This is a genomic window from Metapseudomonas otitidis, assembly GCF_011397855.1.
GTDB classification, from domain to species: domain Bacteria; phylum Pseudomonadota; class Gammaproteobacteria; order Pseudomonadales; family Pseudomonadaceae; genus Metapseudomonas; species Metapseudomonas otitidis.
On sequence record NZ_AP022642.1, the window covers coordinates 3,204,500 to 3,229,728 of the forward strand.

20 protein-coding genes are annotated in these 25,229 nt (G+C 68.9%); 12 read left to right on the forward strand and 8 right to left on the reverse strand.

What is annotated here, in order from left to right; all coding sequences use genetic code 11:
- Positions 1 to 42 precede the first annotated feature (42 nt).
- Positions 43 to 2,073, reverse strand: coding sequence for a methyl-accepting chemotaxis protein (locus PotMrB4_RS14695; RefSeq protein ID WP_142009020.1), 2,031 nt, complete (start codon positions 2,071 to 2,073; stop codon positions 43 to 45).
- 445 nt (positions 2,074 to 2,518) lie between these two features.
- Here PotMrB4_RS14695 and PotMrB4_RS14700 point away from each other — a divergent pair, with 445 nt between their 5' ends.
- Together PotMrB4_RS14700 and mgtA are read left to right on the forward strand one after the other, a co-directional pair.
- Positions 2,519 to 3,226, forward strand: a complete 708-nt coding sequence (locus tag PotMrB4_RS14700; protein ID WP_044402634.1) for an MgtC/SapB family protein — start codon at positions 2,519 to 2,521, stop codon at positions 3,224 to 3,226.
- A 70-nt stretch (positions 3,227 to 3,296) separates the two neighbouring features.
- Positions 3,297 to 6,014 carry a magnesium-translocating P-type ATPase gene (mgtA, locus tag PotMrB4_RS14705; protein ID WP_172433729.1) on the forward strand — a complete coding sequence of 906 codons (2,718 nt, stop codon included), beginning with the start codon at positions 3,297 to 3,299 and terminating at the stop codon, positions 6,012 to 6,014.
- A gap of 502 nt (positions 6,015 to 6,516) precedes the next feature.
- On the opposite strand, the gene rimI is transcribed toward mgtA, so the two are convergent.
- A complete protein-coding gene (gene rimI, locus PotMrB4_RS14710) occupies positions 6,517 to 7,761 on the reverse strand; it encodes a ribosomal protein S18-alanine N-acetyltransferase (protein ID WP_172433730.1) in 1,245 nt (414 codons plus the stop codon).
- Between the two features lie 94 nt (positions 7,762 to 7,855).
- Between rimI and PotMrB4_RS14715 the strand changes: the two genes are divergently transcribed.
- The 3 genes from PotMrB4_RS14715 to PotMrB4_RS28395 are packed head-to-tail and all read left to right on the forward strand — an operon-like array spanning position 7,856 to position 10,540.
- Entirely contained in the window at positions 7,856 to 9,439 is a 1,584-nt protein-coding gene (locus tag PotMrB4_RS14715) for a RimK family protein (protein ID WP_172433731.1), read from the forward strand.
- A 4-nt stretch (positions 9,440 to 9,443) separates the two neighbouring features.
- The gene (locus PotMrB4_RS14720) at positions 9,444 to 10,382 is read left to right on the forward strand and encodes a magnesium transporter CorA family protein (RefSeq protein WP_172433732.1); all 939 of its coding nucleotides are present in this window, start codon (positions 9,444 to 9,446) and stop codon (positions 10,380 to 10,382) included.
- 32 nt (positions 10,383 to 10,414) lie between these two features.
- A complete protein-coding gene (locus tag PotMrB4_RS28395; protein WP_260845184.1) occupies positions 10,415 to 10,540 on the forward strand; it encodes a hypothetical protein in 126 nt (41 codons plus the stop codon).
- Positions 10,541 to 10,616: 76 nt separating this feature from the next.
- Here the strand turns inward: PotMrB4_RS28395 and PotMrB4_RS14725 are convergent, their stop codons facing one another.
- The 3 genes from PotMrB4_RS14725 to PotMrB4_RS14735 form a co-directional block, all read right to left on the reverse strand.
- Positions 10,617 to 11,495, reverse strand: a complete 879-nt coding sequence (locus tag PotMrB4_RS14725; protein ID WP_044402620.1) for a DMT family transporter — start codon at positions 11,493 to 11,495, stop codon at positions 10,617 to 10,619.
- Between the two features lie 33 nt (positions 11,496 to 11,528).
- Positions 11,529 to 12,344 carry a sugar phosphate isomerase/epimerase family protein gene (locus PotMrB4_RS14730; protein ID WP_172433733.1) on the reverse strand — a complete coding sequence of 272 codons (816 nt, stop codon included), beginning with the start codon at positions 12,342 to 12,344 and terminating at the stop codon, positions 11,529 to 11,531.
- A 193-nt stretch (positions 12,345 to 12,537) separates the two neighbouring features.
- Positions 12,538 to 13,314, reverse strand: a complete 777-nt coding sequence (locus PotMrB4_RS14735) for an IclR family transcriptional regulator (protein ID WP_172433734.1) — start codon at positions 13,312 to 13,314, stop codon at positions 12,538 to 12,540.
- A 407-nt stretch (positions 13,315 to 13,721) separates the two neighbouring features.
- Between PotMrB4_RS14735 and PotMrB4_RS14740 the strand changes: the two genes are divergently transcribed.
- Both PotMrB4_RS14740 and PotMrB4_RS14745 read left to right on the forward strand, forming a co-directional pair.
- Positions 13,722 to 14,990 (forward strand): OprD family porin, encoded by a 1,269-nt coding sequence (locus PotMrB4_RS14740; RefSeq protein ID WP_172433735.1) that lies wholly within the window; start codon positions 13,722 to 13,724, stop codon positions 14,988 to 14,990.
- Positions 14,991 to 15,187: 197 nt separating this feature from the next.
- Complete coding sequence (locus tag PotMrB4_RS14745) at positions 15,188 to 16,570, forward strand: putative bifunctional diguanylate cyclase/phosphodiesterase (protein WP_172433736.1); 1,383 nt, start codon at positions 15,188 to 15,190, stop codon at positions 16,568 to 16,570.
- Positions 16,571 to 16,573: 3 nt separating this feature from the next.
- Here the strand turns inward: PotMrB4_RS14745 and PotMrB4_RS14750 are convergent, their stop codons facing one another.
- A complete protein-coding gene (locus tag PotMrB4_RS14750) occupies positions 16,574 to 17,176 on the reverse strand; it encodes a hypothetical protein (RefSeq protein ID WP_172433737.1) in 603 nt (200 codons plus the stop codon).
- 86 nt (positions 17,177 to 17,262) lie between these two features.
- On the reverse strand, positions 17,263 to 17,775 hold the full coding sequence (locus PotMrB4_RS14755; RefSeq protein ID WP_044402606.1) for a YcxB family protein: 513 nt from the start codon (positions 17,773 to 17,775) through the stop codon (positions 17,263 to 17,265).
- A 261-nt stretch (positions 17,776 to 18,036) separates the two neighbouring features.
- Between PotMrB4_RS14755 and PotMrB4_RS14760 the strand changes: the two genes are divergently transcribed.
- Entirely contained in the window at positions 18,037 to 18,675 is a 639-nt protein-coding gene (locus tag PotMrB4_RS14760) for a LuxR C-terminal-related transcriptional regulator (protein WP_142008992.1), read from the forward strand.
- Between the two features lie 6 nt (positions 18,676 to 18,681).
- Here PotMrB4_RS14760 and PotMrB4_RS14765 read toward each other — a convergent pair whose 3' ends face one another.
- Entirely contained in the window at positions 18,682 to 20,322 is a 1,641-nt protein-coding gene (locus PotMrB4_RS14765; protein WP_172433738.1) for a hybrid sensor histidine kinase/response regulator, read from the reverse strand.
- Between the two features lie 193 nt (positions 20,323 to 20,515).
- On the opposite strand from PotMrB4_RS14765, the gene PotMrB4_RS14770 reads away from it, so the two are divergent.
- The 4 genes from PotMrB4_RS14770 to PotMrB4_RS14785 all read left to right on the forward strand — a co-directional run bounded on the left by PotMrB4_RS14770 (position 20,516) and on the right by PotMrB4_RS14785 (position 25,171).
- On the forward strand, positions 20,516 to 20,938 hold the full coding sequence (locus PotMrB4_RS14770; protein ID WP_172433739.1) for a hypothetical protein: 423 nt from the start codon (positions 20,516 to 20,518) through the stop codon (positions 20,936 to 20,938).
- A gap of 141 nt (positions 20,939 to 21,079) precedes the next feature.
- Positions 21,080 to 21,469, forward strand: coding sequence for a DUF2946 domain-containing protein (locus PotMrB4_RS14775; protein ID WP_172433740.1), 390 nt, complete (start codon positions 21,080 to 21,082; stop codon positions 21,467 to 21,469).
- 59 nt (positions 21,470 to 21,528) lie between these two features.
- Positions 21,529 to 23,700: a TonB-dependent receptor gene (locus PotMrB4_RS14780; RefSeq protein ID WP_172433741.1), complete on the forward strand. Its 2,172-nt coding sequence runs from the start codon at positions 21,529 to 21,531 to the stop codon at positions 23,698 to 23,700.
- A gap of 10 nt (positions 23,701 to 23,710) precedes the next feature.
- Complete coding sequence (locus PotMrB4_RS14785; RefSeq protein WP_172433742.1) at positions 23,711 to 25,171, forward strand: PepSY-associated TM helix domain-containing protein; 1,461 nt, start codon at positions 23,711 to 23,713, stop codon at positions 25,169 to 25,171.
- Positions 25,172 to 25,229: the final 58 nt, after the last annotated feature.

Consider the following 25,229-nt stretch of genomic DNA (forward strand, 5'->3'; position numbering starts at 1 on the left):
CGGTAATGCCCTTCGCGGCGCCTGTCCCGGGGCGCCGCTTCCCTACCCGTTCACCCGCCCCGTCAACCCGCTCAGGGTGTCCGCCAGCTCCCGCGTGCGGCTGGAGGTTTCCTCGGTCAGCAGCGCCGACTCGCGCAGCGTGCCGATCATCCCGCCCAGTGACGCCACTTCGTCCGCCTGCTGCTGGATGTGCCCGGCCACCACGGTGATGGCCTGGGACAGCTGGTCGACGTCGGTGCCGATCTCGGCGGCGTTCTTGTGGGTGATCTGCGCCAGGTTGCGCACCTCGTCCGCCACCACCGCGAACCCGCGCCCCATTTCCCCGGCCCGCGCCGCTTCGATGGCGGCGTTCAGCGCCAGCAGGTTGGTCTGCCCGGCGATCTGCTGGATGACCTGGACGATGGACTGGATGCGCAGGCTGGAGCGCGCCAGTTCGTCGGCGCTGCGCACCACCGTGGAGCCCTGCTCGGTGAGGCTGCGCACAGTCTGCTCGGCCTGGCCGGTGACTTCGCCCTGGCGGGCGATGTTCTCGGTCAACACGTCCATGCTCTGGTGCAGGTCGTCGGCATGCAGGCGCAGCTGTTCACCGATCTCCCGCTGGCTGCTCTCCGCGGCCTGCAGCACGCGGCCCAGGTCGGCCAGGCCCTGGAACACCGGGCGGATGTGCTCGTCCAGGCCCTCGCTGTCGACGCTGCTGCTGTAGTCGTGGCGCTTGAACGCCTCGATCTGGCTGACCACCACCTGGCTGAGCCCGGCCAACTTCTTCACCTGGCGGCGCAGGAAGAAGGCCTTGAACTCGCCGTAGTGGATGGGGAAGCGGTCCATGTACTCATCGGTGAAGGCCTCGCCGGGCGCCACCTGGAAGAAGAACACCGCCGTCAGGGTCTGGTTGAGGTTGAGTCCGAGGATCTCGCCGAAGGTGGAGAACCCCACCACCGGCACCTCGCCGAACACCCCGCTCATGCGGCTCAGTTCGTCACCGTTGTTCAGGCGCCGGAGGATGCAGTCGTTGAGCAGCCCGAGCAGCGGCGTGCCGCCCTTGCCACGGAGGAACTGGGCGAAGTCGCGGCGGGTCGCCTCCACCAGCGAGGTGCGCTTGACCATCACCAGCTCTTCTCCCGGCGCCACGTCGCAGAACAGGTGCACCACCTCGCGCTGCAGGTCGATCTGGGCGATGGAGCGCACGAACAGCTGTTCGCCGACGCGAATGGCGAAGGAGTATTCCGCCAGGCGCCGCTCCAGTTCATCCGGGCGGCAGCCCAGTGCCTCGCACAGTGCCGTGACCATGCTGACGATGCGCCCCTTGGCGTCCACCACCTGGCGGATGCTGCGCTCCTCCAGGGACGCGGTCAGCACGCTGAAGCTGACGCTGGTGGGCTCGAAGTTCTGGCTCTTGAACACCCCGAAGCGGATGCCCGGCGCGCTCTTGAGGAAGACCACCAGGGCGTGGTTCTCGTAGCGCTGGCGACCGTCGTGGAGGAAGGTCTGACGGAAATCCCCCTTGCCCCCGGCCGAGCCGCCCACGAACAGGCAGGGGAAGCGCCCGCATTCGTAGAGCGCCTCCATGAAGAAGGATTCCGAGGCCGACAGGCCATCGAACAGCACGTAGGCCAGGGTGTCGTGGGCCTCGATGGGCGTGGTCACCCGCAGGTTCTTCAGTGACTGGGTGAGCCGCGCGATGCGCTCGCGCAGCGCCATGCGGGCACCGCCCTGGCGGATGTCCTGGCTTTCCAGCGGCACGCTGACCACCTCGGCCGAGGCGATCACCGAGCCATCGAACAGGGCCAGCACCACCCGGTCCCACTGCCCGGAAGCATCGCAATAGAGCCGCCCGCCGCCTTCGCACAACTCGCCGGCGCTGCTGCTCAGGCTCAGCGCCACGCCGGGGAAGCGCTCGCTGACCTGGCGGGCCACCCGGTCGATGTCCAGGTGCGGGGACACATACCCGGTGATGAAAGTGGGCCGCAGCGACAGCGCGGCCAGCTCCCGGGACAATTCGGCAGACGAACAGCTCAGGTGGCGCGCAGCCGCGCGAGACGAGCCGTTGGCAGTGAAGCGACTGAAGACACCCATGACGGCCTCCAAAGGGCACCCTGATTATTTTCCCCAGACTATAGAGGGCTATTCCTACGCGTCTGTAGTTCTTTGGGATGTCCTGCGACAACGTTTCGCAGAGGCCTACAGGGCCGACGCCTGAACGCTGACTGAATGAAACGCAGGAGGCGATTGACCCCCTTGTGGGCCGGGCGTAGATTCCGCCCGCCTTCCCACCTGAAACAGGAGAACCCCTTGGACAGTTGCCCCGGTCGATTGCGACAGGGCTGAGCAGCGAGCACGTCCAGCGGTTCCCTCCGCCGTCGTCTCGCTGCCTTCAGCGGACGGTGGCCCGACGCCCCTTCCTTGACGTTCACCGACGCGCTGCCTGCGCGACGGCGACGCCTGCCTGTGCAATCCACGCCCCTTCAGCGCCGGTCACCCGGCATACACCCCGGCCCCCTGGCCGGACACGAGGTGGAACATGGATTGGAAAGTCTTCCTGCTGCGGGTCGCCGCGGCACTCGTACTCGGCGCCCTGATCGGCGCCGAGCGTCAACTGCGCCAGCGCCTCACCGGCCTGCGCACCAATGCCCTGGTGAGCACCGGCGCCTGCCTGTTCGTGCTGATGAGCCAGGGCGTACCGGGCATGGCGGGCGATGCCTCGCGTATCGCCGCCTACGTGGTCTCCGGCATCGGCTTCCTGGGGGGCGGCGTGATCATGCGCGACGGCCTCAACGTGCGCGGCCTGAACACGGCCGCAACGCTCTGGTGCACCGCCGCCATCGGCGTGCTGTGCAGCATGGGCCTGCTGCTGGAAGCCGCCCTCGGCACCCTGGCGGTGCTCTGCGCCAACATCCTGCTGCGTGACATCGCCCAGCGCCTGAACCACCTGGACACCCTGCCCGGCAGCGAGGTCGAGCAGCGCTACAGCGTCGACATCGTCTGCCGCGCCGAGGACGAGATCCAGGTGCGCAGCCTGATGCTGCATGACCTGGAGGGCGGCAGCCTGCGCCTGCAATCGCTGCACAGCCAGGACCAGGCCACACCCGGGCGCCTGGAGGTGCGCGCCGAGCTGCTCGGCAAACCCGGCACCACCACCCAGCTGGAGCGCCTGGTCAGCCGAGTGAGCCTGGAGAAAGGCGTCAGCTCGGTGCGCTGGCGGCTTCACGACCTGGCGGCGGACGCATAACCCATCGGCACCGGGCCCCTCGCCCGGCCCCTCGAACAGCCATCGCTCCACGAGTGACGAGGAAACCACCATGTTGATGTCCGCCCTGGGCCGGCGCCTGCTGGCCCTGTTCGACCACGGCCTCGGCCGCCATTTCCGCCGCCGCGCCCTGCTCGACGCGTTGCGCGGCCGGCGCACCGCCTCCACCCTGCCGCCGGCATTCGTCCAGCAACTGGAGGCGTTCGCCAGTTGCCCACCCGAGCAGCTGTTCCGGCAACTGGGCAGCCAGCCCGGCGGCCTCGACCCGGCCCAGGCGCAGCGGGTGCGCGAACGGGTCGGCACCAACCTGGTGGAACAGGAGAAGCCGCTGTCGCCCCTGCACCACCTCTGGCTCTGCTACTGCAACCCGTTCAACCTGCTGCTGACCGCCCTGGCGGTGCTCTCCTGGGTCACCGAAGACCTCCAGGCGGCGCTGGTGATCGGCTGCATGGTGCTGGTCTCGACGCTGCTCCGTTTCGTCCAGGAGACCCGCTCCAACCGTGCCGCGGAAAGCCTGCGGGCGCTGGTGGACAACACCGCCAGCGTGCTGCGCCCCGGTGCGCCGTCACCCGACCGGCGCGGCGCGGTGGAAGTGCCGTTCCGCGACCTGGTGCCAGGCGACGTGGTGCTGCTGGCGGCCGGCGACATGATCCCGGCGGACCTGCGGGTGCTGGAGGCGCGCAACCTCTTCCTCAACCAGTCCGCCATCACCGGCGAAGCGCTGCCGGTGGAGAAGTTCGCCGCGCCCCAGGGCCCGACCCCGGACACGCCCCTGGAGCGCGACACCCTGTGCTTCATGGGCACCAACGTGGTCAGCGGCAGCGCCCGCGCGCTGGTGCTGGGCACCGGGCCGAACACCTACTTCGGCAACCTCGCCGCCCATGTGCTGGAGCCCGACCGCGAGCCCAGCGCCTTCCAGCAGGGGGTCAACAAGGTCAGCTGGCTGCTGATCCGCTTCATGCTGGTGATGGCCCCGGTGGTGCTGCTGGTCAACGGCTTCACCAAGGGCGACTGGCTGCAGGCCTCGCTGTTCGCCCTCTCCATCGCCGTCGGCCTGACGCCCGAAATGCTGCCGATGATCGTCACCTCGACCCTGGCCAAGGGCGCCCTGGCGCTTTCGCGCAAGAAGGTGATCGTCAAGCGCCTCGACGCCATCCAGAACTTCGGCGCCATGGACGTGCTGTGCACCGACAAGACCGGCACCCTCACCCAGGACCGCATCGTGCTCGAACGCCACACCGATGTGCGGGGCCGCCCCTGCGACGCGGTACTGGACGACGCCTGGCTGAACAGCTACCACCAGACCGGCCTGCGCAACCTGCTGGACGTGGCGGTGCTGGAGCACGGCGATGCCCAGCGCCGGGCGCAGCTGGCCGAAGCGTTCAGCAAGGTCGACGAACTGCCCTTCGATTTCGAGCGGCGGCGCATGTCGGTGGTGGTGGCGGAACACGGCGACGGCCACCGGCTGGTGTGCAAGGGCGCGCTGGACGAGGTGCTGGCGGTGTGCGACCGGGTACGCCTGGACGGCGAGGAATTCCCCCTGCACGACGCCCTGCGTGCCGACATCCGCGAGCACGCCGCCCGCCTCAACGACGAGGGGCTGCGGGTGGTGGCGGTGGCGGTGCGGCAGTTCCCCGGGGACCGCCGCGACTACCGCGTGGAGGACGAGCAGGAGCTGCTGCTCACCGGCTACATCGCCTTCCTCGATCCCCCCAAGGAGACCAGCCGTGAAGCCCTGCAGGCGCTGCGCGAGCATGGCGTGTCGGTGAAGGTGCTGACCGGCGACAACGAGCGCGTGAGCCAGCGCGTGCTGCGTGAAGTGGGGCTGCCGGTGGAGGGCCTGCTGCTGGGCAGCGAGATGGACGCCCTGGACGACCGCGAGCTGGGCGAACGGGCCGCCGCCTGCTCGCTGTTCGCGCGCCTGACGCCCGCGCAGAAGGCCCGGGTGGTGCGCCTGCTGCGCGAGCGCGGGCACGTGGTGGGCTTCCTCGGCGACGGCATCAACGACGCGCCGGCCCTGCGCGCGGCGGACATCGGCATCTCGGTGGACACCGCCGTGGACATCGCCAAGGAGGCGGCCGACATCATCCTCCTGGAGAAGAGCCTGATGGTGCTGGAAGCCGGGGTTCGCGAGGGCCGGCGCACCTTCTCCAACATGCTCAAGTACATCAAGATGACCGCCAGCTCGAACTTCGGGAACGTGTTCAGCGTGCTGGTGGCCAGCGTCTTCCTGCCCTTCCTGCCGATGCTGCCCCTGCACCTGCTGGTGCAGAACCTGCTCTACGACCTGTCGCAGACCGCCATTCCCTTCGACAACGTCGACGACGAGCAACTGGCCAGGCCGCAGCAGTGGCGGGCCGACGAGATCGGTCGCTTCATGGTGTTCTTCGGGCCGCTCAGCTCGATCTTCGACATCCTCACCTACGCCCTGATGTGGTTCGTCTTCGCCGCCAGCACACCGGCGCACCAGACCCTGTTCCAGACCGGCTGGTTCGTCGAAGGGTTGCTGTCGCAGACCCTGGTGGTACACCTGATCCGCACCCGTCGCCTGCCCTTCCTGCAGAGCCGTGCCGGCTGGCCGCTGCTGCTGATGACCCTGGTGATCGCCAGCATCGGCTTGCTGCTGCCGTTCTCGCCCCTGGCGGCGCACTTCAAGCTGCAGCCCCTGCCGCTGTCGTACTTCCCCTTCCTGCTGGCGCTGCTGCTGGGTTATGCCGCCGTGGTACAGGCCATGAAAGGGTGGTTCGCCCGCCGCTACGGCTGGCAGTGAGCCCGCTCTGCCACCCGCCCGGGGCGGGTGGCGCTTTTATTTCGTTACGTAACGACAAATAACGCCAATGCTGCTATCGGCCTTGATCTCAAGGGCTTGCAGGTTTCTGTTACGTAACGATAATCAGCCTCCTGAATCAGCCTCCTGAATCAGCCTTCAAGGCCACCCGGACATCCCCATGAGCCCAACCGCCCCTCCGCCGCGCAAGCGCGGGCGCCCCTGCAACGGCCAGGCCCAGAGCAACGCCGAACGCCAGCGTGCCTGGCGCCAGCGCCAGGCTGAACAGCGCGAGCGCCAGGCGCGGGACGACCACGCCAGCAGCTGCCTCACCGAGTTCCTCCGCCAGGAGCGCGACCAGGCCCAGGCCGCCCTGGTGGAGGCGCAACGCCGGCTGGAAGCCCTCGAAGCCCAGGTCCGGCAGCTGCAGCAGCGGCCCGATGACCGCGATGCGGCGCTGCCCTGGTACCAGGACCACGGCCTGGAGGCGGTCTTCGTCCTGGAGTCACGCCTGCGGGAGGAGCGCACCTGGAAGCGGGTCGCCTCCATGGGCGCCTTCACCCGCCGCGACGTGGCCGAGCAGTGGCTGCAGACCATGCAGGCCCACAGCAGCATGATCGACTACCGCGTCACCCGGCTGCGCTTCTGCGGCGACTGAGCCCTCGCGGCGGAACAGCGTCACCGAAGCCCGCAGCTTGTGGCGGCCGAAAGAGCTCATGCGGGCGAATGCCTCCCGGCTCACCGGCAGGTGCTGGCAATCCAGGGGCTGCCGGCTGTGGTCGACATCGGGGTCGTGGAGGTAGACGAAATCCTCGTCGCACCCGGTGACCACCACCCAGTGCGGTGACTTGGAACGGGTCAGCCGGTAGCTGCTGATCAACACCAGCAGCACCCCGCCGGCCCGCAGGCCGCCGTCCAGTTCCGCCCAGGGCGCCTCCACCTGCTCCACGTCGGTGCCGGCCAGCGCATCGAGAAACACCTCGTGCACCAGGCGCATCACCGCGCGCTTGTCCTCGCTGCGCACGCCCTCGAGGAACAGCGGCCCGCGCCGGCTCACCTGCAGGCGCACCCGGAAGCCCCGTCGCCAGGCCGCCAGGGCCAGGCCCTGGGGGCTGCAGCCACCGTGGCCGGCGGTCATGAACACCGTGGTCGCCTCGCGCCACAGCTGCACTTCCTCGCGGCGCTCCATGGCCCGCTGCGGGTACAGCGCCGCCATGGCCATCAGCAGGCAGGCCGGGCCGCAGGTGAAGTCGGTGCTCTGCGGGTAATAGGGCACGCGGCGGGTGCCGGCCTGGCGCGGCTGGCGGATGCGCTTCTCGTAGCGCAGCGCGCCGGCGTGGTCTTCGTAGTAGTCGTCGATCACCGCGAAGCGCCGGTAGCCGGCGCGCTCGTAGAGGGCGATGGCCGCCGGGTTGTCGACCCGCACCTCCAGCCGCAGGTAGGCGCAGTCGTGCGCATGGGCGCAGCGTTCCGCCTGCTCCAGCAACTGCCGGCCGATGCCCCGACCTTGCAGGTGCCCGGCAATGGCCAGGGAATACAACCGGGCCAGGGAGGTGCCCCGGTGGAACAGCACCAGGGCATAGCCCACCACCGCCCCCTCATGCTCCGCCACGGTGAAGGCGGCATGGGCGCGGTTGACCATCCAGGCCAGGCTGCGGGGGCTGAGCCGGTCGTGGCTGAAGGTGCGGTTTTCCAGGGCCACCAGTTCGGGCAGGTCGGCCGCCCGAGCAACGCGAAAATCAAGTTTCATGGGAACTCCGTAAAGAGTGCGTAACGGTCCGGGACATTTCCAAAAGCGCATGCTTAATAGAAAGCCTGTGTTCCCGAACGGATCGATAAATCCCATGAATGCGGTGCAGAACCGGTGGCAGGAAGTATTGGACAGAACACGAACGGCAGCAACTTTCAAATTGACGCCGATTCAAACGGAAGAACTTTCCAACCACCTCCTGATCATTGTCGAGCGGACCGAAGACTGGTCGGCCTACTTCCCCACGGATTACCTGATCAGCGCTCGCGACTACCTGGAACAGTCGCCCGGCGGGCCTTCCAGGCAGCGCGCGCAGGTCATCAACCTGTGTCGCAACTACAAGTACCTGGGCCACGGTTATTACTGTTCGCTGTTGGCCGAGGCACGCGGGCATAAAGTCATCCCGTCGGTGAAGACCATCAATGAACTGACCCGCAAGTCCATCTATGGGCTGGCGCTGGATGAACTTGAAACTTCACTGGACGATGCACTCGAACAACAACCCTGCGGCAATACCGAAGGGTTCACCTTGAGTCTTTATTTCGGCCACACCGAACTTGAAAGTCTCCAGGACATTGCCCGCCAACTGTTCGAAGCCTTCCCCTGCCCGATCCTGCTGGTGGACTTCCGCAAGGGCGAACGCTGGCAGGTGACCGGTGTGCGACCGGGTGCCCTGCACCGCCTGCGGGACGACCAGCAGGACCTCTTCGCCGACGCCCTGGACCGCTTCAGCCGCAAGGTCTGGCGCCAGCCCCGCGCACCGCGGCAGGCCCGCTACGACCTGGCCATCCTGCATGACCCGGGCGAAGCGCTGCCGCCGTCCAACCCACGGGCCCTGCAGCGCTTCGTCGAGGTGGGCGAGCGCCTGGGCATCGCCGTGGACCTGATCGGACGCAAGGACTATGCACGGCTCGCCGAGTACGACGCCCTGCTGATCCGCGAGACCACCAGCGTCGACAGCCACACCTACCGCTTCGCCCGCAAGGCCGAGAGCGAAGGGCTGGTGGTGATGGACGACCCCAGTTCCATCCTGCGCTGCACCAACAAGGTCTACCTGGCCGACCTGCTGGCCAGCCACGGGCTGGGCATGCCCGCCACCGAGATCCTCTACCGCGAGCGCCTCGGCGAGATCGAGCAGGTCGGCGAGCGCCTGGGCTTCCCCCTGGTGCTGAAGATCCCCGACGGCTGCTTCTCCCGCGGGGTGATCAAGGTGACCTCCGCCGCCGAGCTGCGCCGCGCGGCCGGGGAGCTGTTCGAGCACTCGGTGCTGCTGCTCGCCCAGGAGTACTGCTACACCGAGTACGACTGGCGCATCGGCGTCCTCAACCGCAAGCCGCTGTATGCCTGCCAGTACTTCATGTCCAAGGGCCACTGGCAGATCTACAACCACAAGGCCAAGGGCGCCGACATCAACGGCGAGTGCCGGACCCTGCCAGTGCACGAGGCGCCACGCGCCGTGGTGGACCTGGCCCTGCAGGCCGCCGGGCTGATCGGCGATGGCCTCTACGGGGTGGACCTGAAGCAGGCCGGCGACCGCGTGGTGGTGATCGAGGTGAACGACAACCCCAACCTGGACGCCGGCATCGAGGACGCCTACCTGCAGGACGACCTCTACGCCCTGGTACTGGAGGAGTTCATCCGCCGCCTCGACCTCCGCCGTCGCGGCCAGGCCTGGTGAGCCCATGCTCGACGCCTACCGCCTGGGCGACGGCCGCCTGCAGCGCACCCCCGAAGCGGACGCCAGCGTGCTGCTGTGCGTCGACCCCGATGCCGGCGAACGCGAGCACCTGTGCCGCACCTGGCAGCTGGACCAGCACGCGCTGGACTCGGCCCTGGACCCCGACGAGGTGTCGCGCATCGAATTCCACGGCGAGCGGCTGTTCCTGATCTGGAAGCGCCCGGAGCGCTGCACCGGGCAGGACGGCATGGTCTTCGAAGTGAGCGCCTTCGGCATGCTGCTGGAGCCGACGCGGCTGCTGGTGATCGCCGCCGGCGATTCGCTGCTGCAGGGGGTCGGCCAGCGCGGCGCACTCGCCACCCCACGCGACGTGCTGCTGGACATGCTGTTCAGCAGCGTCCACCACTACCTCGGCCACCTGCGGGTCATCAAGCTGGTGGCCCGCGAGCTGCAGGCCCGCTTCAACCGCTCGCTGGACAACAGCCACCTGATGCAGATGGTCAACCTCAGCGAAAGCCTCATCCACTACCTCAACGCCATCCAGAGCAACGCCACCGTGCTGGTGCGCCTGCGCAACCACGCCGCCGAGTACCAGCTGGATGCGGCCGCCCTGGCGACCCTGGACGACCTGATCATCGAGAACGAGCAGTGCTACAAGCAGGCGCGGATCTACTCCACGGTGTTCGCCGCGCTGATGGACGCACGGGGCAGCCTGGCCAACCACGGCATCAACGACATGCTGCGCAAGCTGACACTGATCAACGTGGTGTTCCTGCCGCTCAACCTGGTGGCCAGCATCGGCGGTATGTCGGAATTCAGCATGATGACCGCCGGTGCGCCCTGGTGGGTCGCCTACCCCCTCCTGCTGCTCGGGATGCTGCTCCTGAGCGGCCTCATGCTGGCCTTTCTCAGGCGAATGGCGCACCCTCGCCACCAGCCCTGAGCCCACCGCACCCATTGGAAACGGAATCCATGATGCAGAACGCTCAACTCGGACTGGCCGTCTCGGCGATCATCGTCGCCTTCGGCCTCGTACTCTTCTATTTCGACCACCTGCGCGGCCCGCGCGGGCAACGGGACGAGGAGGACCCGGGACACTGACCGGCGGGGGCTTCGGCCCCCGCTTCCCCTTCACGCACAGGCCTTCCCGAAGCTGTGCACGCTCCACTCCCCACCTTCAGCCACGGCTGCGCTGCAGCCAGGCCGCCCCCAGTCCACTGAGGCAGACGATGCCGATGCCCACCAGGGTGGTCAGGTCCGGCGCATGGGCGTACAGCAGGTAGCCCAGCAGCCCGGCGAACACGATCTGGCAGTAGCCGAAGGGCGCCAGCAAGGCTGCCGGCGCATGGCGGAAGGCCTGGGTCAGGAACAGGTGCGCCGCCATGCCCAGGGTGCCCAGGGCCACCAGCAGCAAGCCATCGAACAGGCTCGGCAACTGCCAGAAGAACGGCACCAGCAGGCTCATCACCAGGGTGTTGCACACCCCCGCGAGGAAGTTGCTGGTGGTAGGGCTGTCGTGGGCCGAGAGGATGCGCGTCAGCAGCTGATAGGCGCAGAAACCCAGGGCCGAGCCCAGCGGGAAGAGGATCGCCGGGGTGAACAGCGCCCCGCCCGGGTGCACGATCACCACCACGCCGACGAAGCCCATCGCTACCGCCAGCCACTGGCCGGCACTGACCCGCTCCTTCAGCAGCGGTGCCGAGAGCGCCGTCACCAGGATCGGCGCCAGGAAGTTCACCGCCGTGGCCTCGGCCAGCGGCACGAACTGCAGGCCGGTGGTGAACAGCAGGCTGGTGCTCAGCAGGCTCAGTGCCCGCAGCACCTGCAGCACCGGTCGTTGGGTGCGCAGCCCGCGCAGGCCGGCGCGGGGCAGGAACAGCCCGGCCATCAGCAGGCTGTGCACCAGGTAGCGCGCCCACACCACCATCACCACCGGGTACAGGCCCCCCAGGTGCTTGGACAGTGCGTCGTGCCCGGCGAACAGGAAGGTCGCCAGCAGGACCAGCGCCACACCGCGCAAGGGCTGGCTGACAGCGGTTGAAATCGGATCGCTCATGACACCTCGAGAACCGGCGCAAAGGCCGATGGATCAGAGACCGGCCAACAGCGCCAGGGTTCGCTCGCGCGCCTGGCGCGCCCGCGCCTCGGCGCTCACGCCCTGCTCCAGCAACTGCCGGGTGGGGATCTCCAGGCTCAGGGGGATGCCTGCCGGCAATGCCCGCAGCAACCCCGCCAGGTCGCAGTCCCCCTCCCCCGGAAAGCGCCGCTCGTTGCGCGCCTGGCGGAGGATTTCCTGCATGTCGTCCGGGCGCGGCCCGGCCACGTCGCACAACTGGGCGTAGCGCAGGCGCTGCGGCGGCAGGGCCCGCAGGTCCGCCAGGCGTGAGGCCGAGCGGTCGAAGTGGAAGGCATCCACCAGCACCGCACCATTGGGCTGGCCCGCCCGCTCGACGACCCGAGCCGCCTGGCCGAGGTCGCGGGCGTCGGTCCAGGGCATGAACTCCAGGCTGACGTGCAGCCCCAGGGGCGCTGCACGCTCGCACAGCTCGGCGAAGCGGTCGGTCAATCGGGCTTCATCCGGGTCGTTGCCGGCCACCAGCACCTCGCTGGCGCCGAACTCGGCCCCGGCTTCCAGCACGGCGGCGAAGTCCGCCACGCAGGTCTCCGGCTTCAGCCGCAGGATCTCGATGTCCAGCACCTGCACCCCGGTATCGCCCAGGCGCTGGCGGGTGCGCCGACGCAGGTCGGCATCGGCCACCAAGGGGTAGTGGTGCTCCTCCGGCGTCGCCGGGATCAGCCGCAGGCCCACATGGCTGTAGCCGGTGCGGGCGGCCACCTCGACCATGTCCGGAGGTGCCAGCTCCAGCACCGTCAAGGCGGCGAGCGACAGCGCGCGGTCAGTCACGGCGGGCCTCCTGCCAGGTCGGCATCATCGTGAAGGCATGAAAAAACCGGCCAGGCAGCCGGTTGGCAAAGGACGGGACGGACACGGAGACCTCACAGCAAGGGGGTTCTGAAATCGGCTTCGCGTTATTTAGAACAGAGTTCCATTTTTACGCAATAGGCGATCTTCACGGCCCGTGGCGAGGCCCAGCGGATCACGGGAAGAGTTCGGACGCCTGGCTCGCGTCGCCCAGTTCAGCGGCCGCAGCCAGCAGGCACGGGGCCAGCTCGTGCATGCGCGCCTCTGGCAGGCGGGCGCTGGGGCCGGCCACGCTGAGCACACCGATGACCTGGCCAGTGGCCGGGTGGCGCACCACGGCGGCCATCGCCGACATGCCCACGGCGGAGCTTTCCACCACCCAGGCGTAGCCGCGCTCGCGGGCACGGCGCAGACGCTCCAGCAGCTCGATGTTCGAGCGCGGCGCGTTGGGGCCGAAGCCGGCCGGGTCGGCGATGCCCTGGCGCTCCACCAGGGCCAGCGCTTCGGCGTCGCTCAGGGCCGCCAGCCAGGCGTGCCCCGAGGCGGTGTAGAACAACGGCGCGTCCCGGCCCATGTCCGGGTCGTAGCGCAGCCCGGAGCGAGCCCCCTGGGACTTGGCGATCCAGGTCAGCCGGCCCCCCTCGGTCACGCCCAGGCGCACCAGTTCAGCGCTCTCCTGGGCCAGGCGGTCGAGGATCGGCTGGACGATGTCCGCACCGCTGCTGGCCAGGTGGCGGAAGGCCATGGCCACCAGCCGCGTGGACAGCTGGTAGCGGCTGTTGTCGGGGTTCTGCCGCACGTAGCCGAGGCGGATCAGCTCGGCCAGCATGCGATGGGTGGCGCTCTTGGGGATCTGCAGCTCATCGGAGAGGGCCTGCAGCGCCAACCCCTGCGGGTCGGAGGTCAGGCGTTCGAGGAGGCTGAAGGCACGTTCGATCTGGCTACCGGCCATGGCGTGGGTCCTGGATGAGGGTGCGGCGATTCTAGAAGACACAGCCCCCAGGCCGAAACCTGGAACGCATCCGTCGTTTCGCGCACAAATGTACGAACCAGTTAGTTTTCGTTCGCTGATCGAACACAAGCGCCTTGGACGAATTGAACAGCGCCCAGCCTGCAACCACTATCGGCCCAGGCCCGGCGCCCTGACGCCGGCGACCCCAATAACGACAAGAAAGGTCATCCCGATGCACCCCACCTGCTTCCTCCCACGCCTTCGCGCCCCTGATCGCCAGCCCGCTGCCGCCTGCCCGGCACCGCACAGCCCGCGCCCGGCCTGATCACCCGCTCCACGCCCACCGCCCATTCGCCAACACCGCGAAGGGCCTCCTGCGCCCCGACAACAACAAGACAGAGGCCACCATGCCCCTCACTCATCGCCACGCCCTGCACACCGCACTCCTGGCCAGCGCCATCGCCCTCGCCCTTGCCAGCCAGGCCGCCCAGGCTGCCGAAAGCCCCGGATTCATCGACGGCAGCAGCGCCACGCTGAACCTGCGCAACTTCTACATGAACCGCAACTTCGTCGGCACCAGCACCCAGGACCAGGCCGAGGAATGGACCCAGAGCTTCATCCTCGACGCCAAGTCCGGCTTCACCCAGGGCACCGTCGGCTTCGGGGTCGACGTGCTCGGGCTCTACGCCCTCAAGCTCGACGGCGGCAAAGGCACCCGCGGCACCCAGCTGCTGCCGGTGCACGACGACGGCCGCCCGGCCGACGACTTCGGCCGCCTGGCGGTGGCCGGCAAGATGAAGGTCTCCAACACCGAGCTGAAGGTGGGCGAGTGGATGCCGGTGCTGCCGATCCTGCGTTCCGACGATGGCCGCTCGCTGCCGCAGACCTTCCGGGGCGCCCAGGTGACCTCCCGGGAGATCGCCGGCCTGACCCTCTACGGCGGCCAGTTCCGCGGCAACAGCCCGCGCAACGACGCCAGCATGGAGGACCTGTCCCTGATGGGTAAGGCGGCCTTCACCTCCGACCGCTTCAACTTCGCCGGCGGCGAATACAGCTTCAACGAGAACCGCACCCTGGTCGGGCTCTGGTACGCCGAGCTGCAGGACATCTACCGCCAGAACTACCTGCAGGTGGTGCACAGCCAGCCCCTGGGCGACTGGACCCTGGGCGCCAACCTCGGCTACTTCACCGGCCGGGAAGACGGCTCCGCCCGAGCCGGCGACCTCGACAACCGCACCTGGTCCGCCCTGCTCTCCGCCAAGTACGGCAGCAGCACCTTCTACCTGGGCCTGCAGAAGGTCAGCGGCGACGACGCCTGGATGCGCATCAACGGCACCAGCGGCGGCACCCTGGCCAACGACAGCTACAACTCCAGCTACGACAACGCCAAGGAGCGCTCCTGGCAGCTGCGCCACGACTTCAACTTCGCCGCCCTCGGCGCGCCCGGCCTGACCCTGATGAACCGCTACATCCACGGCAGCGACGCCCATGTCGGCGGCGTGACCGATGGCAAGGAATGGGGCCGCGAGAGCGAGCTGGCGTACGTCATCCAGTCGGGCACCTTCAAGAGCCTCTCGGTCAAATGGCGCAACTCCAGCCAGCGCCGCGACTGGGGCAACACCAACAGCTTCGACGAGAACCGCCTGATCGTGAGCTACCCGCTCTCGCTGCTCTGACGCACCGCCTCCTCTCTGGACCTCGGGCCCGCCCTGGCGGGCCCTTTTTTCGTGCCCACCACCTGGCACCGGCACGCCGGAACCTCCTGTTTCCCTTATCCATCCACGACACCGGCTGCCGTTTCGCTGGTCGCCAGGTTGCAAACCGCCAAACCTCCTCAAGAATGAATACCGACCCTCCAGGTATTCAGCCCCTGATGCCCGCGTCCCAGCCCTTTTTCAAACGCCTGAAGCAGCTGTGGCTCGCCCACGACCTGGCCTTGATCGGCCAGCGCCGCGAGCGGCGCATGCGCATGCTGGCCAGCCTGGTGATGCTGGTGATCGGGGTGCTCTGGGGCGCCGTGTTCGCCGCGCGGAGCGCCTGGCTGATCGTGGCGATGGACCTGCTGCTGGTGCTCTGCGGGCTCGGCGTGCTGGCCCTGACCCTGCGCAACCGCGCGCGCAGCGCCAACCTCCTGCTGTTCGCCGTGCTGGTGGTGGTCATCAGCATCTCCACCCTGTTGCTGGACGAGCCCAGCCCGGCAGCACCTCGGGCATCCCACCTCTATTTGCTACCGGTGTCGGTGGCCGCGCTGATGGCCTTCCGCGACGAGCCGATGTGGCTGCGCTACGGCGTCTCGCTGTTCTGCCTGGCGCTGTTCACCGCCATGGCCTCCACCTCCTGGAGCCCTGGCCTGGGCTACGGCCTGCCGGACGAGCTGCGGGTGATCGGCTCCTGGGTGCAGAGCATCGCCGCGGCGGTGATGCTGTTCCTGCTGCTGCACATCCTGCAGACCGATGCCGCCGAGCGCTCCGAGCTGGACCGCGACCTGCGCACGGCCCTGCGGGAGCAGCAGTTCGTGCTGCACTACCAGCCGCAGCTGGACATCCAGGGGCGCGTGCTCGGCGCCGAAGTGCTGATCCGCTGGCAGCACCCCCAGCGCGGCCTGCTGGCACCTGCCGAATTCATCGACCACGCCGAGAAGACCGGGCTGATCATCCCCATCGGCCAGTGGGTGCTGCACGAGACCTGCGCCCAGTTGGCCGCGTGGAAGGCCATCCCGCTGTTCCGCGAGCTGCGTCTGGCGGTGAACATCAGCCAGAACCAGTTCCGCCAGCCCACCTTCGTCAACGACGTGCTGGGGCTGATCCAGCGGTCGGGCATCGAGGCGCGCAACCTGGAACTGGAACTGACCGAGACCCTGATCGTGCAGGACATGGAGGACCTGTCGCGGAAGATGACCGCCCTGGTGGAACACGGCGTGCGCTTCTCCCTCGACGACTTCGGCACCGGCTTCTCGTCCCTCAGCCACCTCAAGCGCCTGCCCCTGGACAAGCTGAAGATCGACCGTTCCTTCGTCTGCGACGTGCTCACCGACAGCAGCAGCGAAACCATCGTGCGCACCGTCATCGCCCTGGGCCAGAGCATGGGCATGAGCGTGATCGCCGAGGGCGTGGAGACCCAGGCGCAGCAACGCTTCCTCGCCGACAGCGGTTGCCTGCAATACCAGGGCTACCTGTTCAGCCGCCCGCTGCCGCTGCAGGCGTTCCAGGCCTTCGTCAGCGAACGCGCCGAGCGGCAGGCCGACGCCGCCGGCTGACCCTCAGCGCTCCGCCTGCATCAGCGCATCGTGTTGCTCCCGGGGCAGTTCGAGGCGTATCGGCAACTCGGCCGCACCGGGCAATTGGCTGATCCGCTCCAGGTCCTGGAGCACCAGGTGCAACGGACGGAAGGTGTTGATCAACACGTGGGGGTGCTCCCTCTCCTGATGGGTGCGGATGCGGTACTGCCGCCACTGGTGGATGCGGCTGCCCTCGCGGTTGACTTTGGACTCCATCACCAGGTCCTGCAGGGCCGCGAAGGGGATGCGCACCTCCCGCCCCGGCTCCGACTCGCGTGCCGGCACCAGCTTCAGCAACAGGCCCTCGGCATCGAAATAGGCCTCCTCGCGCGCCGGCGGGTGCAGCCAGCAGCTCACCCCCAGCATGACGAGCGGCACAACCACGGCACCCAGCAGCCCCAGGGCCACCAGCCACTCCTGATCGCTCCAGAAGCCCAGCACGAACAAGCCGAGCATGCCCAGGATCGCAGCGAGGATGAGCTTGCCCAGCGTGCTGTTGACGGGGGCCAGGGGTTGCAGGCGCTCGAAGTCGGTGTCGACGAAATGGACGTTGCTCGCGAAGAGGCGAATGCGTGGCGTGCTCATGGACCTTCCGTGGTGGCATCGAGGGGCCGCCACTCTACTCGAAGTGGCAGGAGGAGGCCGTGCACAGGCCCCATTCCGAATACCCCTCAGTAGGACGGGCCGACTTCCCGCGCCAGGGTGGTGCGCAGCGTCTCCAGGGGAAAGCCGGCCTCGGCGATCCGCTTGGGCAGCACGTAGAAGACCCGGGGTGCGATGAACAGCACCAGGAACTCGTCGTTCTCCCGCCAGCCATGGAAGTTGCTCCAATTGACGACCGCCTGGCCGACGGCCGACTGGAAATGCAGGCCCTCGGGCGCGAAGCCGACCTTCTGCTCCTGCTGCATCAGCGCATAGCGGCGGTACTGCCGGCGAACCAGGATCGGCCGCACCACCAGGCGTATCACCAGGGCGGCCAGCACCCCGCCACCGATACCGCCCACCAGGGGATAGGCCGTCGCCTTGTCCCCGATCTTCAGCGAGTACAAGGCCATGGCGACCAGCACGAACAGCCCCGCCAGCAGCAGGTTGCGGTGGCGGGTGCGCAGGCGTCCGCCGAGGCGGCTGCTGCGCAGGTAGTCCTGCTCGCTGATGCGATAGGGGGTGAGGGTCGGCTCGCTCATACGGGGCGTCCTGCGGTGATCGGTCGCGCAGCATAACGGCCGCGTGATCACGCGGCGATGACGGCCTGCACAAAACCTCCGCAGGCCCCGCCACCTGGGCGCTCGCCCCTCCCATGGGGGCCAGGCGCCAGCATCGCCGATGATCAGGTCGGCGCGTCAGGCGGTTGGCGCCAAGGTACGTTTGGCTCTACCCTGAGCCGCGCCCGGAGCCCTGTCCCACGACATCTGGACGCCTCATTCCGCCAGAACAAGAACGTACGGATGCCCGCAGAAACACCTCAGCAACGGGTCATCGTCGCCGATGACCACCCCGTATTCCGCGAAGGCCTGCGCCGCATCGTGCAGCGCGTCCTGCCCCACGCCGTGATCGAAGAAGCCGGCACCATGGACGAGGTGCTGGCCCTGGCACACGAAGGCCCGCCCCCTGCCCTGTTCATCCTCGACCTGCTGTTCCCCGGCCAGTCCATGGCGGCCATCGGCGAGCTGCGCCAGGCCTTCAAGCGCAGTTCCCTGGCGGTGGTTTCGATGGTGGACAACCAGAAGACCGTCGACGAGGTCATGGCCGCCGGGGCCGATGGCTTCATCGGCAAGGCCGTGGCGCCGGACGAGATGGGCGCGGCCCTGGCGGCGATCCTCGCCGGTGAGTTCGTGGTGCGCTACGACCACAGCCAGGCCGGCCTCGACGGCGGGCTCGACGTCGACCCGCTCTACACCCAGCTCACCCCGCGCCAGCAGGACGTGCTGCGGCTGATCGCCAACGGCCTGTCCAACAAGGAGATCGCCCGGGAGCTGGACATCTCGCCCTTCACCGTGCGCATCCACGTCTCCTCGCTGTTGCGCGTGCTGGGGGTCAGCAGCCGCGCCGCTGCTGCGGCCTGGGCCGCCAAGACGGGGCTCTGAGGCCGCTCAGGCCTCGGCGTGTTCCCGCGCCAGCCCCACCTTCAGCGCCATCAGCACCGAACGCAGCTCCGCCGGGTGCACCGGCTTGGACAGCACCGGCACGTCGGGGTCGCCCAGCGCATCCTGCACGCGGCGCACGTCGTGCCCGGTGATCACCACCGCCGGCACCGGCCAGCCGGCCTGGTCCCGCAGGCGGGCGATGCAGTCCGCACCGGAGGCCTCGGTGCCCAGGTCGAAGTCGGTGATCACCAGGTCGCACGCCTCCGGTGCCGTCGGCAGGGCCGCGCTGGCCTCCACCCGGCAGCCCCAGCGCTCCAGCAGGCTGGCGGTGGCATGCAGGACGTTGCGGTCATCCTCCAGCAGCAGCACCCGCAGCCCGTCCAGCAGGCGCAGCGGCAGGCTGCTCACGGTCGACGGCTGGCGCTGCGGCGCCTGGACCGCCTGCAGCCCCTCGATGGCCACGCTGGTGCCGCGCCCGAGCCGTGAGGCGATGCGGATCTCCAGCCCCATCAGGCCACTGAGCCGACGCACGATGGCAAGCCCCAGGCCGACGCCCTCGATGTCGTGGTCACGGGCCTGGCGCACCCGGTAGAACTCGTCGAAGACGTTCTCCAGGTGCTGCGGGGCGATGCCCTTGCCCCGGTCGTGCACCTCGACGGACCAGCCGCCGTTGCGCCGCCGGCAGGCCACCAGCATGGGCTTGCCCGGCGCGTACTTGAGGGCGTTGGAGATGAGGTTCTGCACCATGGTCGCCAGCAGGTTCGGGTCGCAGGAGACATGCACCTCGCCCGGCACCCGCAGGCGGATATCCACCCCGGCCCAGCGCGCCGCCTGGGCGTTCTGCTCCACCAGCTCGCCCAGGAGTTCGGACACCGACACCGGCTGCAGGCGCGGCGCCACCTTGCCGCCGTCCAGGCTGTACATGTCGAGAATCGAACGGAACAGCTGGGCCACGCTGTGCAGCGACTTGTCGATGCTGTCCACCAGGCGGCGCTCGTCCTGGCCCAGCTCGGCATCACGCAGGCAGGCGGTGAACAGGCTGATGGAATGGATCGGCTGGCGCAGGTCATGGCTGGCCTGGGCGAGGAAGCGCGACTTGGCCAGGTTGGCGGCACGTTCCGCCTCGCTGGCGCGCTTGGCCTGGGCCAGCAGCACGTTGACGTAGGCCGGCACGATCAGGGTGGTGACCACCAGGGTGAGCACCAGGTAGGGCTGCTCCCGCCAGTACGATGACGTCAGGGTGACGATGGCCAGGCAGCACAGCGCCAGGCCGGTGGCGATGGTCAGGTAGCGCGAGCCATAGCGCAGGCCGTTGCCCACCGTGACCCACAGCAGCACGCCATACACCGGCAGCAGGGGCGGACCGCCCACCACCAGGCCGAAGGTCAGCGCCGAATAGTCATGCAGCATGCTGAACAGCCGCCGCGCCGGGTAATGCCCGGGCCAGCGCACGATGCAGGCCAGCAGCACCAGGCTGGCGAAGAAGAAGCAGCCGAAGTAGATGAGGATGGGCACCGTCTGCGCCGGCGTCGCCAGGCCGGTGAACAACATGAAGCTGATGTAGAGGCTGGCGGCCACCGCCATCACCAGGCGGACGACTGCCTGGGAGCGTTCGGTGTCCAGGACGCGGTCCGGTGCAGTGCTCATGGGCTATCCCTGTGCGGGGCTCCGTTGGGAGCCGGTTCCATCGAGGCGGACACCTTATGCGCCACGCGGGGCCTCGTTCAAGGCTGCGTTTCGCCTGCGCCGCGCTGGGCGACCGCTGGTCCCCCTGACCCGAACCTTGCGGGGCCGGCACAGGCCGAACCCTGTGTCAGTCAATGCAACCCAGGAGACGACCATGGACATGAAACGCCCCCTCTGCACCCTGCTGCTCGGCGCCGTGCTCGGTGCCAGCGCCTTGCCGGCGCTCGCTGCCAATGACGGCAGCACCGGCCCCACCCAACCCGACGCCACCAGCCCCGGTTCCCCCGCCTCACCCAGTTCGCCGGGCGCGCTGCCGGGCAACAACACCGGCCCTGGCAGCAATGGCTCGTCGAACGGCACCGGGACCGGCACCTCGGGCAGCCCCACCACCCCGGGCGGCAGCGGGACCGGCGGGATGGGCAGCGACGGCATGGGTAACGGCGGCTCGGGCACGGGCTCCGGGACGGGCACCGGCTCCGGTGGCTCCACGGGCGGCTCCTCCACAGGGGGGGCGAGTGGCGGTGCCACCGGGGGCTCCAGCGGCGGCGCCAGTGGTGGCAGCAGCGGCGGGCAGTAGCCACGCGTACCACGGGGCTGCGCCCAATGGTCGCAGCCCCGTTTCCAAGGCCGCGCCAGAGGCCCAACTCCTTCATTTGGCAAGGAAATTTCGGACACGTCCGTATCGCGCCAGTACCGCCGACTGATAAAGTCGCCGCCCATGAAACCCGCCCCCTCGACCCGGACACTGACCGCCTGGCTGCTCTACGCGAGCGTCCTTTTCAGCCTGTTCGCCTGCGGGTTGCACCACGGCCAGATGACCGGCCTGGAGCTCAGCGGTCTCGATGGCGGCTACTGCAGCCTCGACCACGATGCGTCCGACAGCCTCGGCGACAACGGCAGCGACCACGCGCAGATGCAGTTCACCTGCCCGCTGTGCTCCTCCTACGCTGCCGCCGTTGCGCTGAACAGCGACGCCTGGCAGCTCGACCTGGGCATCGCCCCGCGCGTGGTGCCCCTCGACGCCAACCAGCACCCCCAGCCGCCGCCCCGCGAACGCTGGCCCTCGCTCAACCCCCGCGCCTCCCCCGCCCTTTTCCTGCCCGCCTGAACCGCCCCGGCGCCTGACGCGCCGGCTCGCTGCTGCACGCTTGCAAGGAAAGAGCCTCCATGACTCCGAAGTACACCTGCCTGGCGCTGGCGATCTGCGCCTGCAACCTCGCCTACGCCGCTGAAAACAAGCACGACGCCCTCGAACTGCCCACCAGCACCGTCAACGCCGACCGTGAGAAGCAACCCGGCCTGGACCTGGACAGCCAGTCCCCCGGCACCTCGCGCCTGGGCCTGAGCCTGCGGGAGAACCCCGCCTCGGTGGCCGTGGCCGACCGCGAGAAGATCGACCGCATCGGCGCGCGCAACTTCCTCGACGTGGCCAACGCCCTGCCCGGCGTCAACGCCTCCGCCCCGCCCGGCTGGGGCGGCTACGTCGCCTACCGAGGCTTCAACGGTGCCCAGGTCAACCAGCTGTTCAACGGCATCAGCCTGCAGTACAGCGCCGCCAACCGCCCGGTGGACGCCTGGATCTACGACCGCGTCGAGCTGGTCGGCGGCCCCTCCTCCTTCCTCCACGGCAGCGGCTCGGTGGGCGGCAGCCTCAACTACATCACCCGCCTGGCCAGCCGCGAGGACAGCGGCGAAGCGCGCATCCGCTACGCCCGCTTCGATGACCGGGAAACCTCCATCGGCATCAACCGCGCCCTCAACGACGGCCCCGGTCCGCGTCATTACGCGCGCCTGGACTTCAGCCGCAACGACAGCAACGGCTACATCGACCGCCAGGAGCGGGGCGCCAGCAACGTCGCCTTCTCCCTGCTCAGCGACCTCACCGACCGCCTCTCCCACACCCTGGCGGTGGAGTACCTGGAAGAGAAGGAAGACAGCCCCTACTGGGGCGCACCGACGCTCAACGCCAACCGCACCGGCGAGCTGAAGATCGACCGCCACGACCGCTTCAGCAACTACAACGTCGACGACGGCCGCTACGAGCAACGCACCCGCTGGCTGCGCTCCATCACCGACTACCAGGTGGATGACGCCACCAGCCTGCGCAACACCTTCTACCACTACGAAGGCCAGCGCGATTACCGCAACCTCGAGGTCTACAAGTACAACGCCGCCGGCAACATCGCCCGCAGCAGCGCCTACCTGCAGCGCCACGACCAGGAGCTCAACGGCAACCGCCTGGAGCTGCTGCACAAGGGCGAGCTGTTCGGCCGCGTCAGCGACTGGGCCTTCGGCCTCGACTACAGCGTCAACCAGCAGAGCGTCTACCCGCGTTCCAGCAGCGGCACCGTCGACATCGTCACCCCGGGCAACCCCGACCCCGGCAGCTTCGACGACATCCCCGGCATGGCCAGCGGGCTGGTCAAGGCCCGCAGCAACGAGGTACGCACCACCTCCGGCTTCGCCGAAAACCGCCAGCAGCTGACCGACAGCCTCTCGCTGATCACCGCCCTGCGCTACGACCACATCGAGCTGGACGCCACCAACCACGGCGCCGTCAGCGCCAACGCGCCGTCCTCCTTCGAGCGCCGCTGGGACGCCATCACCGGGCGTGCCGGGCTGGTCTGGCAGTTCACCTCCGACGCCAACCTCTATGTGCAATACAGCACCTCGGCCGAGCCGCCGGGCGGCACCCTCACCGGCGCCTCCTTCACCCAGGTGCGCGACTACGACCTGAGCACCGGCAAGCAGCTGGAAGTGGGCAGCAAGCTGGACTTCGACGAAGGCCGTGGCAGCGCCACCGTCGCCGCCTACCGGATCGTTCGCAAGGACTTCCCCATCAGCGACGTCAACAACCCCAACGGCACCGTCCAGGCCGGCCAGCAGACGTCCGACGGCGTGGAACTGGCGGCCTCCTACCGCTTCACCCCGCAGTGGACCCTGGAAGGCAACGTCTCCTGGGTGGATGCCCGCTTCGACGACTTCAACGAGACCGTCGGCGGCGTCAACGTCTCGCGCAAGGGCAAGACCCCGGTGAACATCCCCGACCGCCTGGCCAACCTCTGGCTCACCTGGGAGCCGGTGCAGGGCTGGCGCACCGGCGTGGACGCACGCTACGTGTCGGCGGTGTACGCCAACAACGCCAACACCCAGTGGGTGCCCTCCTACACCCTCTACGGCGCCTTCGTGGAGCACCAGCTGGACGCCAACACCAAGGTCAGCGCGCGGCTGCGCAACCTGACCGACGAGGTCTACGCGCGCTTCATCCACCAGAGCAACGCGCAGTACTACCTGGGTGAGCCGCGCAGCCTCGAAGTAGCGCTGGACCTGCGTTTCTGAGGCGGCCGTGATGAAACGCCACCTCTACCTCTGGCACCGCTGGCTGGGCATCGCGCTGTGCCTGTTCATGGCGCTGTGGTTCGTCTCCGGCATTGTCATGCTCTACGTCGGCTACCCCAAGCTGACCCAGGCCGAGCGCCTGCAGCACCAGGCGCCGCTGGCCTGCGCCGGCTGCGTGTCGCCGGCCCAGGCCCTGCAGGCGGCCGGCGGCGAGCCGCCGCGCAGCCTGCGCCTGGCCCAGGTGGCGGGCCAGCCGCGCTACCTGCTCGGCTACGCCAGCGGCAACCGCGCGGTGGACGCCCGCAGCGGCCAGGTGCTGGACGGGGTCGGTTCCGCCGAAGCGCTGGGCATCGCCCGGCACTTCGGCGGCGCCGAGGCGGATCACCTCGGCCTGGTCGAGGAAGACCTCTGGAGCCACAGCCGTGTCCTCGACGCGGACCGGCCCCTGCACCGCGTGCAACTGCGCGATGCCGCCGGCACCCAGCTCTACCTGTCCTCGCGCACCGGTGAAGTGGTGCGCGACGCCAGCGCCCACGAGCGCGCCTGGAACCTGCTCGGGGCCTGGCTGCACTGGCTGTACCCGCTGCGCGGCGGATGGCTGGATGGCGCCTGGTCGAACATCGTCATCTACCTCGCCCTCGCCGCCACGCTGATGGCCCTGCTGGGCATGGTGGTCGGGCTGCTGCGCTGGCGCTTCTCCAAGCCCTACCGCAGCGGCTCGCGCTCGCCCTACCCCTCGGGGTTCGGCCGCTGGCACCACATCAGCGGGCTGCTGTTCGGCACCCTGCTGGTGCTGTGGATCTTCAGCGGGCTGATGTCCATGCGCCCCTGGCACCTCACCGAAGGCCGTTCGGCCTTGACGCCGGCAGCCTTCCAGGGCGCCCCGCTCAGCGCGGTGGTACTGCAAGGCGACCTGGCGGACGCCGTGCAACGCCTGGAGCAATCGGGCCTCGCGCCGGTGGAGCTGGAATGGCGGATGCTCGGCGGGCATGCCTACCTCAGCGCGCTGGATGCCCAGGGCAACAGCCGCGTGCTGCCGCTGGATGGCACCGGCCCGGCGCTGGAGCGGCTGCCCCAGGCGACCCTGGAAGCGGCTGCGCCGATCCCGGTGGCCCACGCCGAATGGCTGCAGCACTACGACGCGTACTACTACGCCCGGGGCGACGCCAGCATGTACGGCGGCCAGCCCCGCCGCCTGCCGATGCTGCGGCTCCGGTTCGAGGACGACGGCCACAGCTGGGTCCACCTGGACCCGCACACCGGCGCGGTGCTGGACGTGCTGGACGGCAACCGCCGGGCCGGCCGCTGGCTGTTCAACCTGCTGCACAGCTGGGATTGGCCCCCGCTGCTGGAGCGGCCCCTGCTGCGCGAGGCGCTGGTCATCGGCTTCAGCCTCGGTGGCCTGGCGATCTGCCTCAGCGGCGTGGTGATCGGCTGGCGCCGCCTGCGCCCACGGCGGCGCAGGCGCTGAAACACCGTGCGCGCCGGTGCAACCCGGCGTGCACGGGCTCCCCGCCCCGTAACGTTGT

Coding starts and splice junctions, on each gene's coding strand:
- PotMrB4_RS14755 (WP_044402606.1), bottom strand. CDS start 17,775: ATGAGCGAGCCGACCCTCACCCCCTATCGCATCAGCGAGCAGGACTAC.
- PotMrB4_RS14770 (WP_172433739.1), top strand. CDS start 20,516: ATGGACATGAAACGCCCCCTCTGCACCCTGCTGCTCGGCGCCGTGCTC.
- PotMrB4_RS14720 (WP_172433732.1), top strand. CDS start 9,444: ATGCTCGACGCCTACCGCCTGGGCGACGGCCGCCTGCAGCGCACCCCC.
- PotMrB4_RS14785 (WP_172433742.1), top strand. CDS start 23,711: ATGAAACGCCACCTCTACCTCTGGCACCGCTGGCTGGGCATCGCGCTG.
- PotMrB4_RS14695 (WP_142009020.1), bottom strand. CDS start 2,073: ATGGGTGTCTTCAGTCGCTTCACTGCCAACGGCTCGTCTCGCGCGGCT.
- PotMrB4_RS14740 (WP_172433735.1), top strand. CDS start 13,722: ATGCCCCTCACTCATCGCCACGCCCTGCACACCGCACTCCTGGCCAGC.
- PotMrB4_RS14745 (WP_172433736.1), top strand. CDS start 15,188: ATGCCCGCGTCCCAGCCCTTTTTCAAACGCCTGAAGCAGCTGTGGCTC.
- rimI (WP_172433730.1), bottom strand. CDS start 7,761: ATGAAACTTGATTTTCGCGTTGCTCGGGCGGCCGACCTGCCCGAACTG.
- PotMrB4_RS14725 (WP_044402620.1), bottom strand. CDS start 11,495: ATGAGCGATCCGATTTCAACCGCTGTCAGCCAGCCCTTGCGCGGTGTG.
- PotMrB4_RS14760 (WP_142008992.1), top strand. CDS start 18,037: ATGCCCGCAGAAACACCTCAGCAACGGGTCATCGTCGCCGATGACCAC.
- PotMrB4_RS14765 (WP_172433738.1), bottom strand. CDS start 20,322: ATGAGCACTGCACCGGACCGCGTCCTGGACACCGAACGCTCCCAGGCA.
- PotMrB4_RS14700 (WP_044402634.1), top strand. CDS start 2,519: ATGGATTGGAAAGTCTTCCTGCTGCGGGTCGCCGCGGCACTCGTACTC.
- PotMrB4_RS14775 (WP_172433740.1), top strand. CDS start 21,080: ATGAAACCCGCCCCCTCGACCCGGACACTGACCGCCTGGCTGCTCTAC.
- PotMrB4_RS14750 (WP_172433737.1), bottom strand. CDS start 17,176: ATGAGCACGCCACGCATTCGCCTCTTCGCGAGCAACGTCCATTTCGTC.
- PotMrB4_RS14715 (WP_172433731.1), top strand. CDS start 7,856: ATGAATGCGGTGCAGAACCGGTGGCAGGAAGTATTGGACAGAACACGA.
- PotMrB4_RS28395 (WP_260845184.1), top strand. CDS start 10,415: ATGCAGAACGCTCAACTCGGACTGGCCGTCTCGGCGATCATCGTCGCC.
- PotMrB4_RS14735 (WP_172433734.1), bottom strand. CDS start 13,314: ATGGCCGGTAGCCAGATCGAACGTGCCTTCAGCCTCCTCGAACGCCTG.
- PotMrB4_RS14780 (WP_172433741.1), top strand. CDS start 21,529: ATGACTCCGAAGTACACCTGCCTGGCGCTGGCGATCTGCGCCTGCAAC.
- mgtA (WP_172433729.1), top strand. CDS start 3,297: ATGTTGATGTCCGCCCTGGGCCGGCGCCTGCTGGCCCTGTTCGACCAC.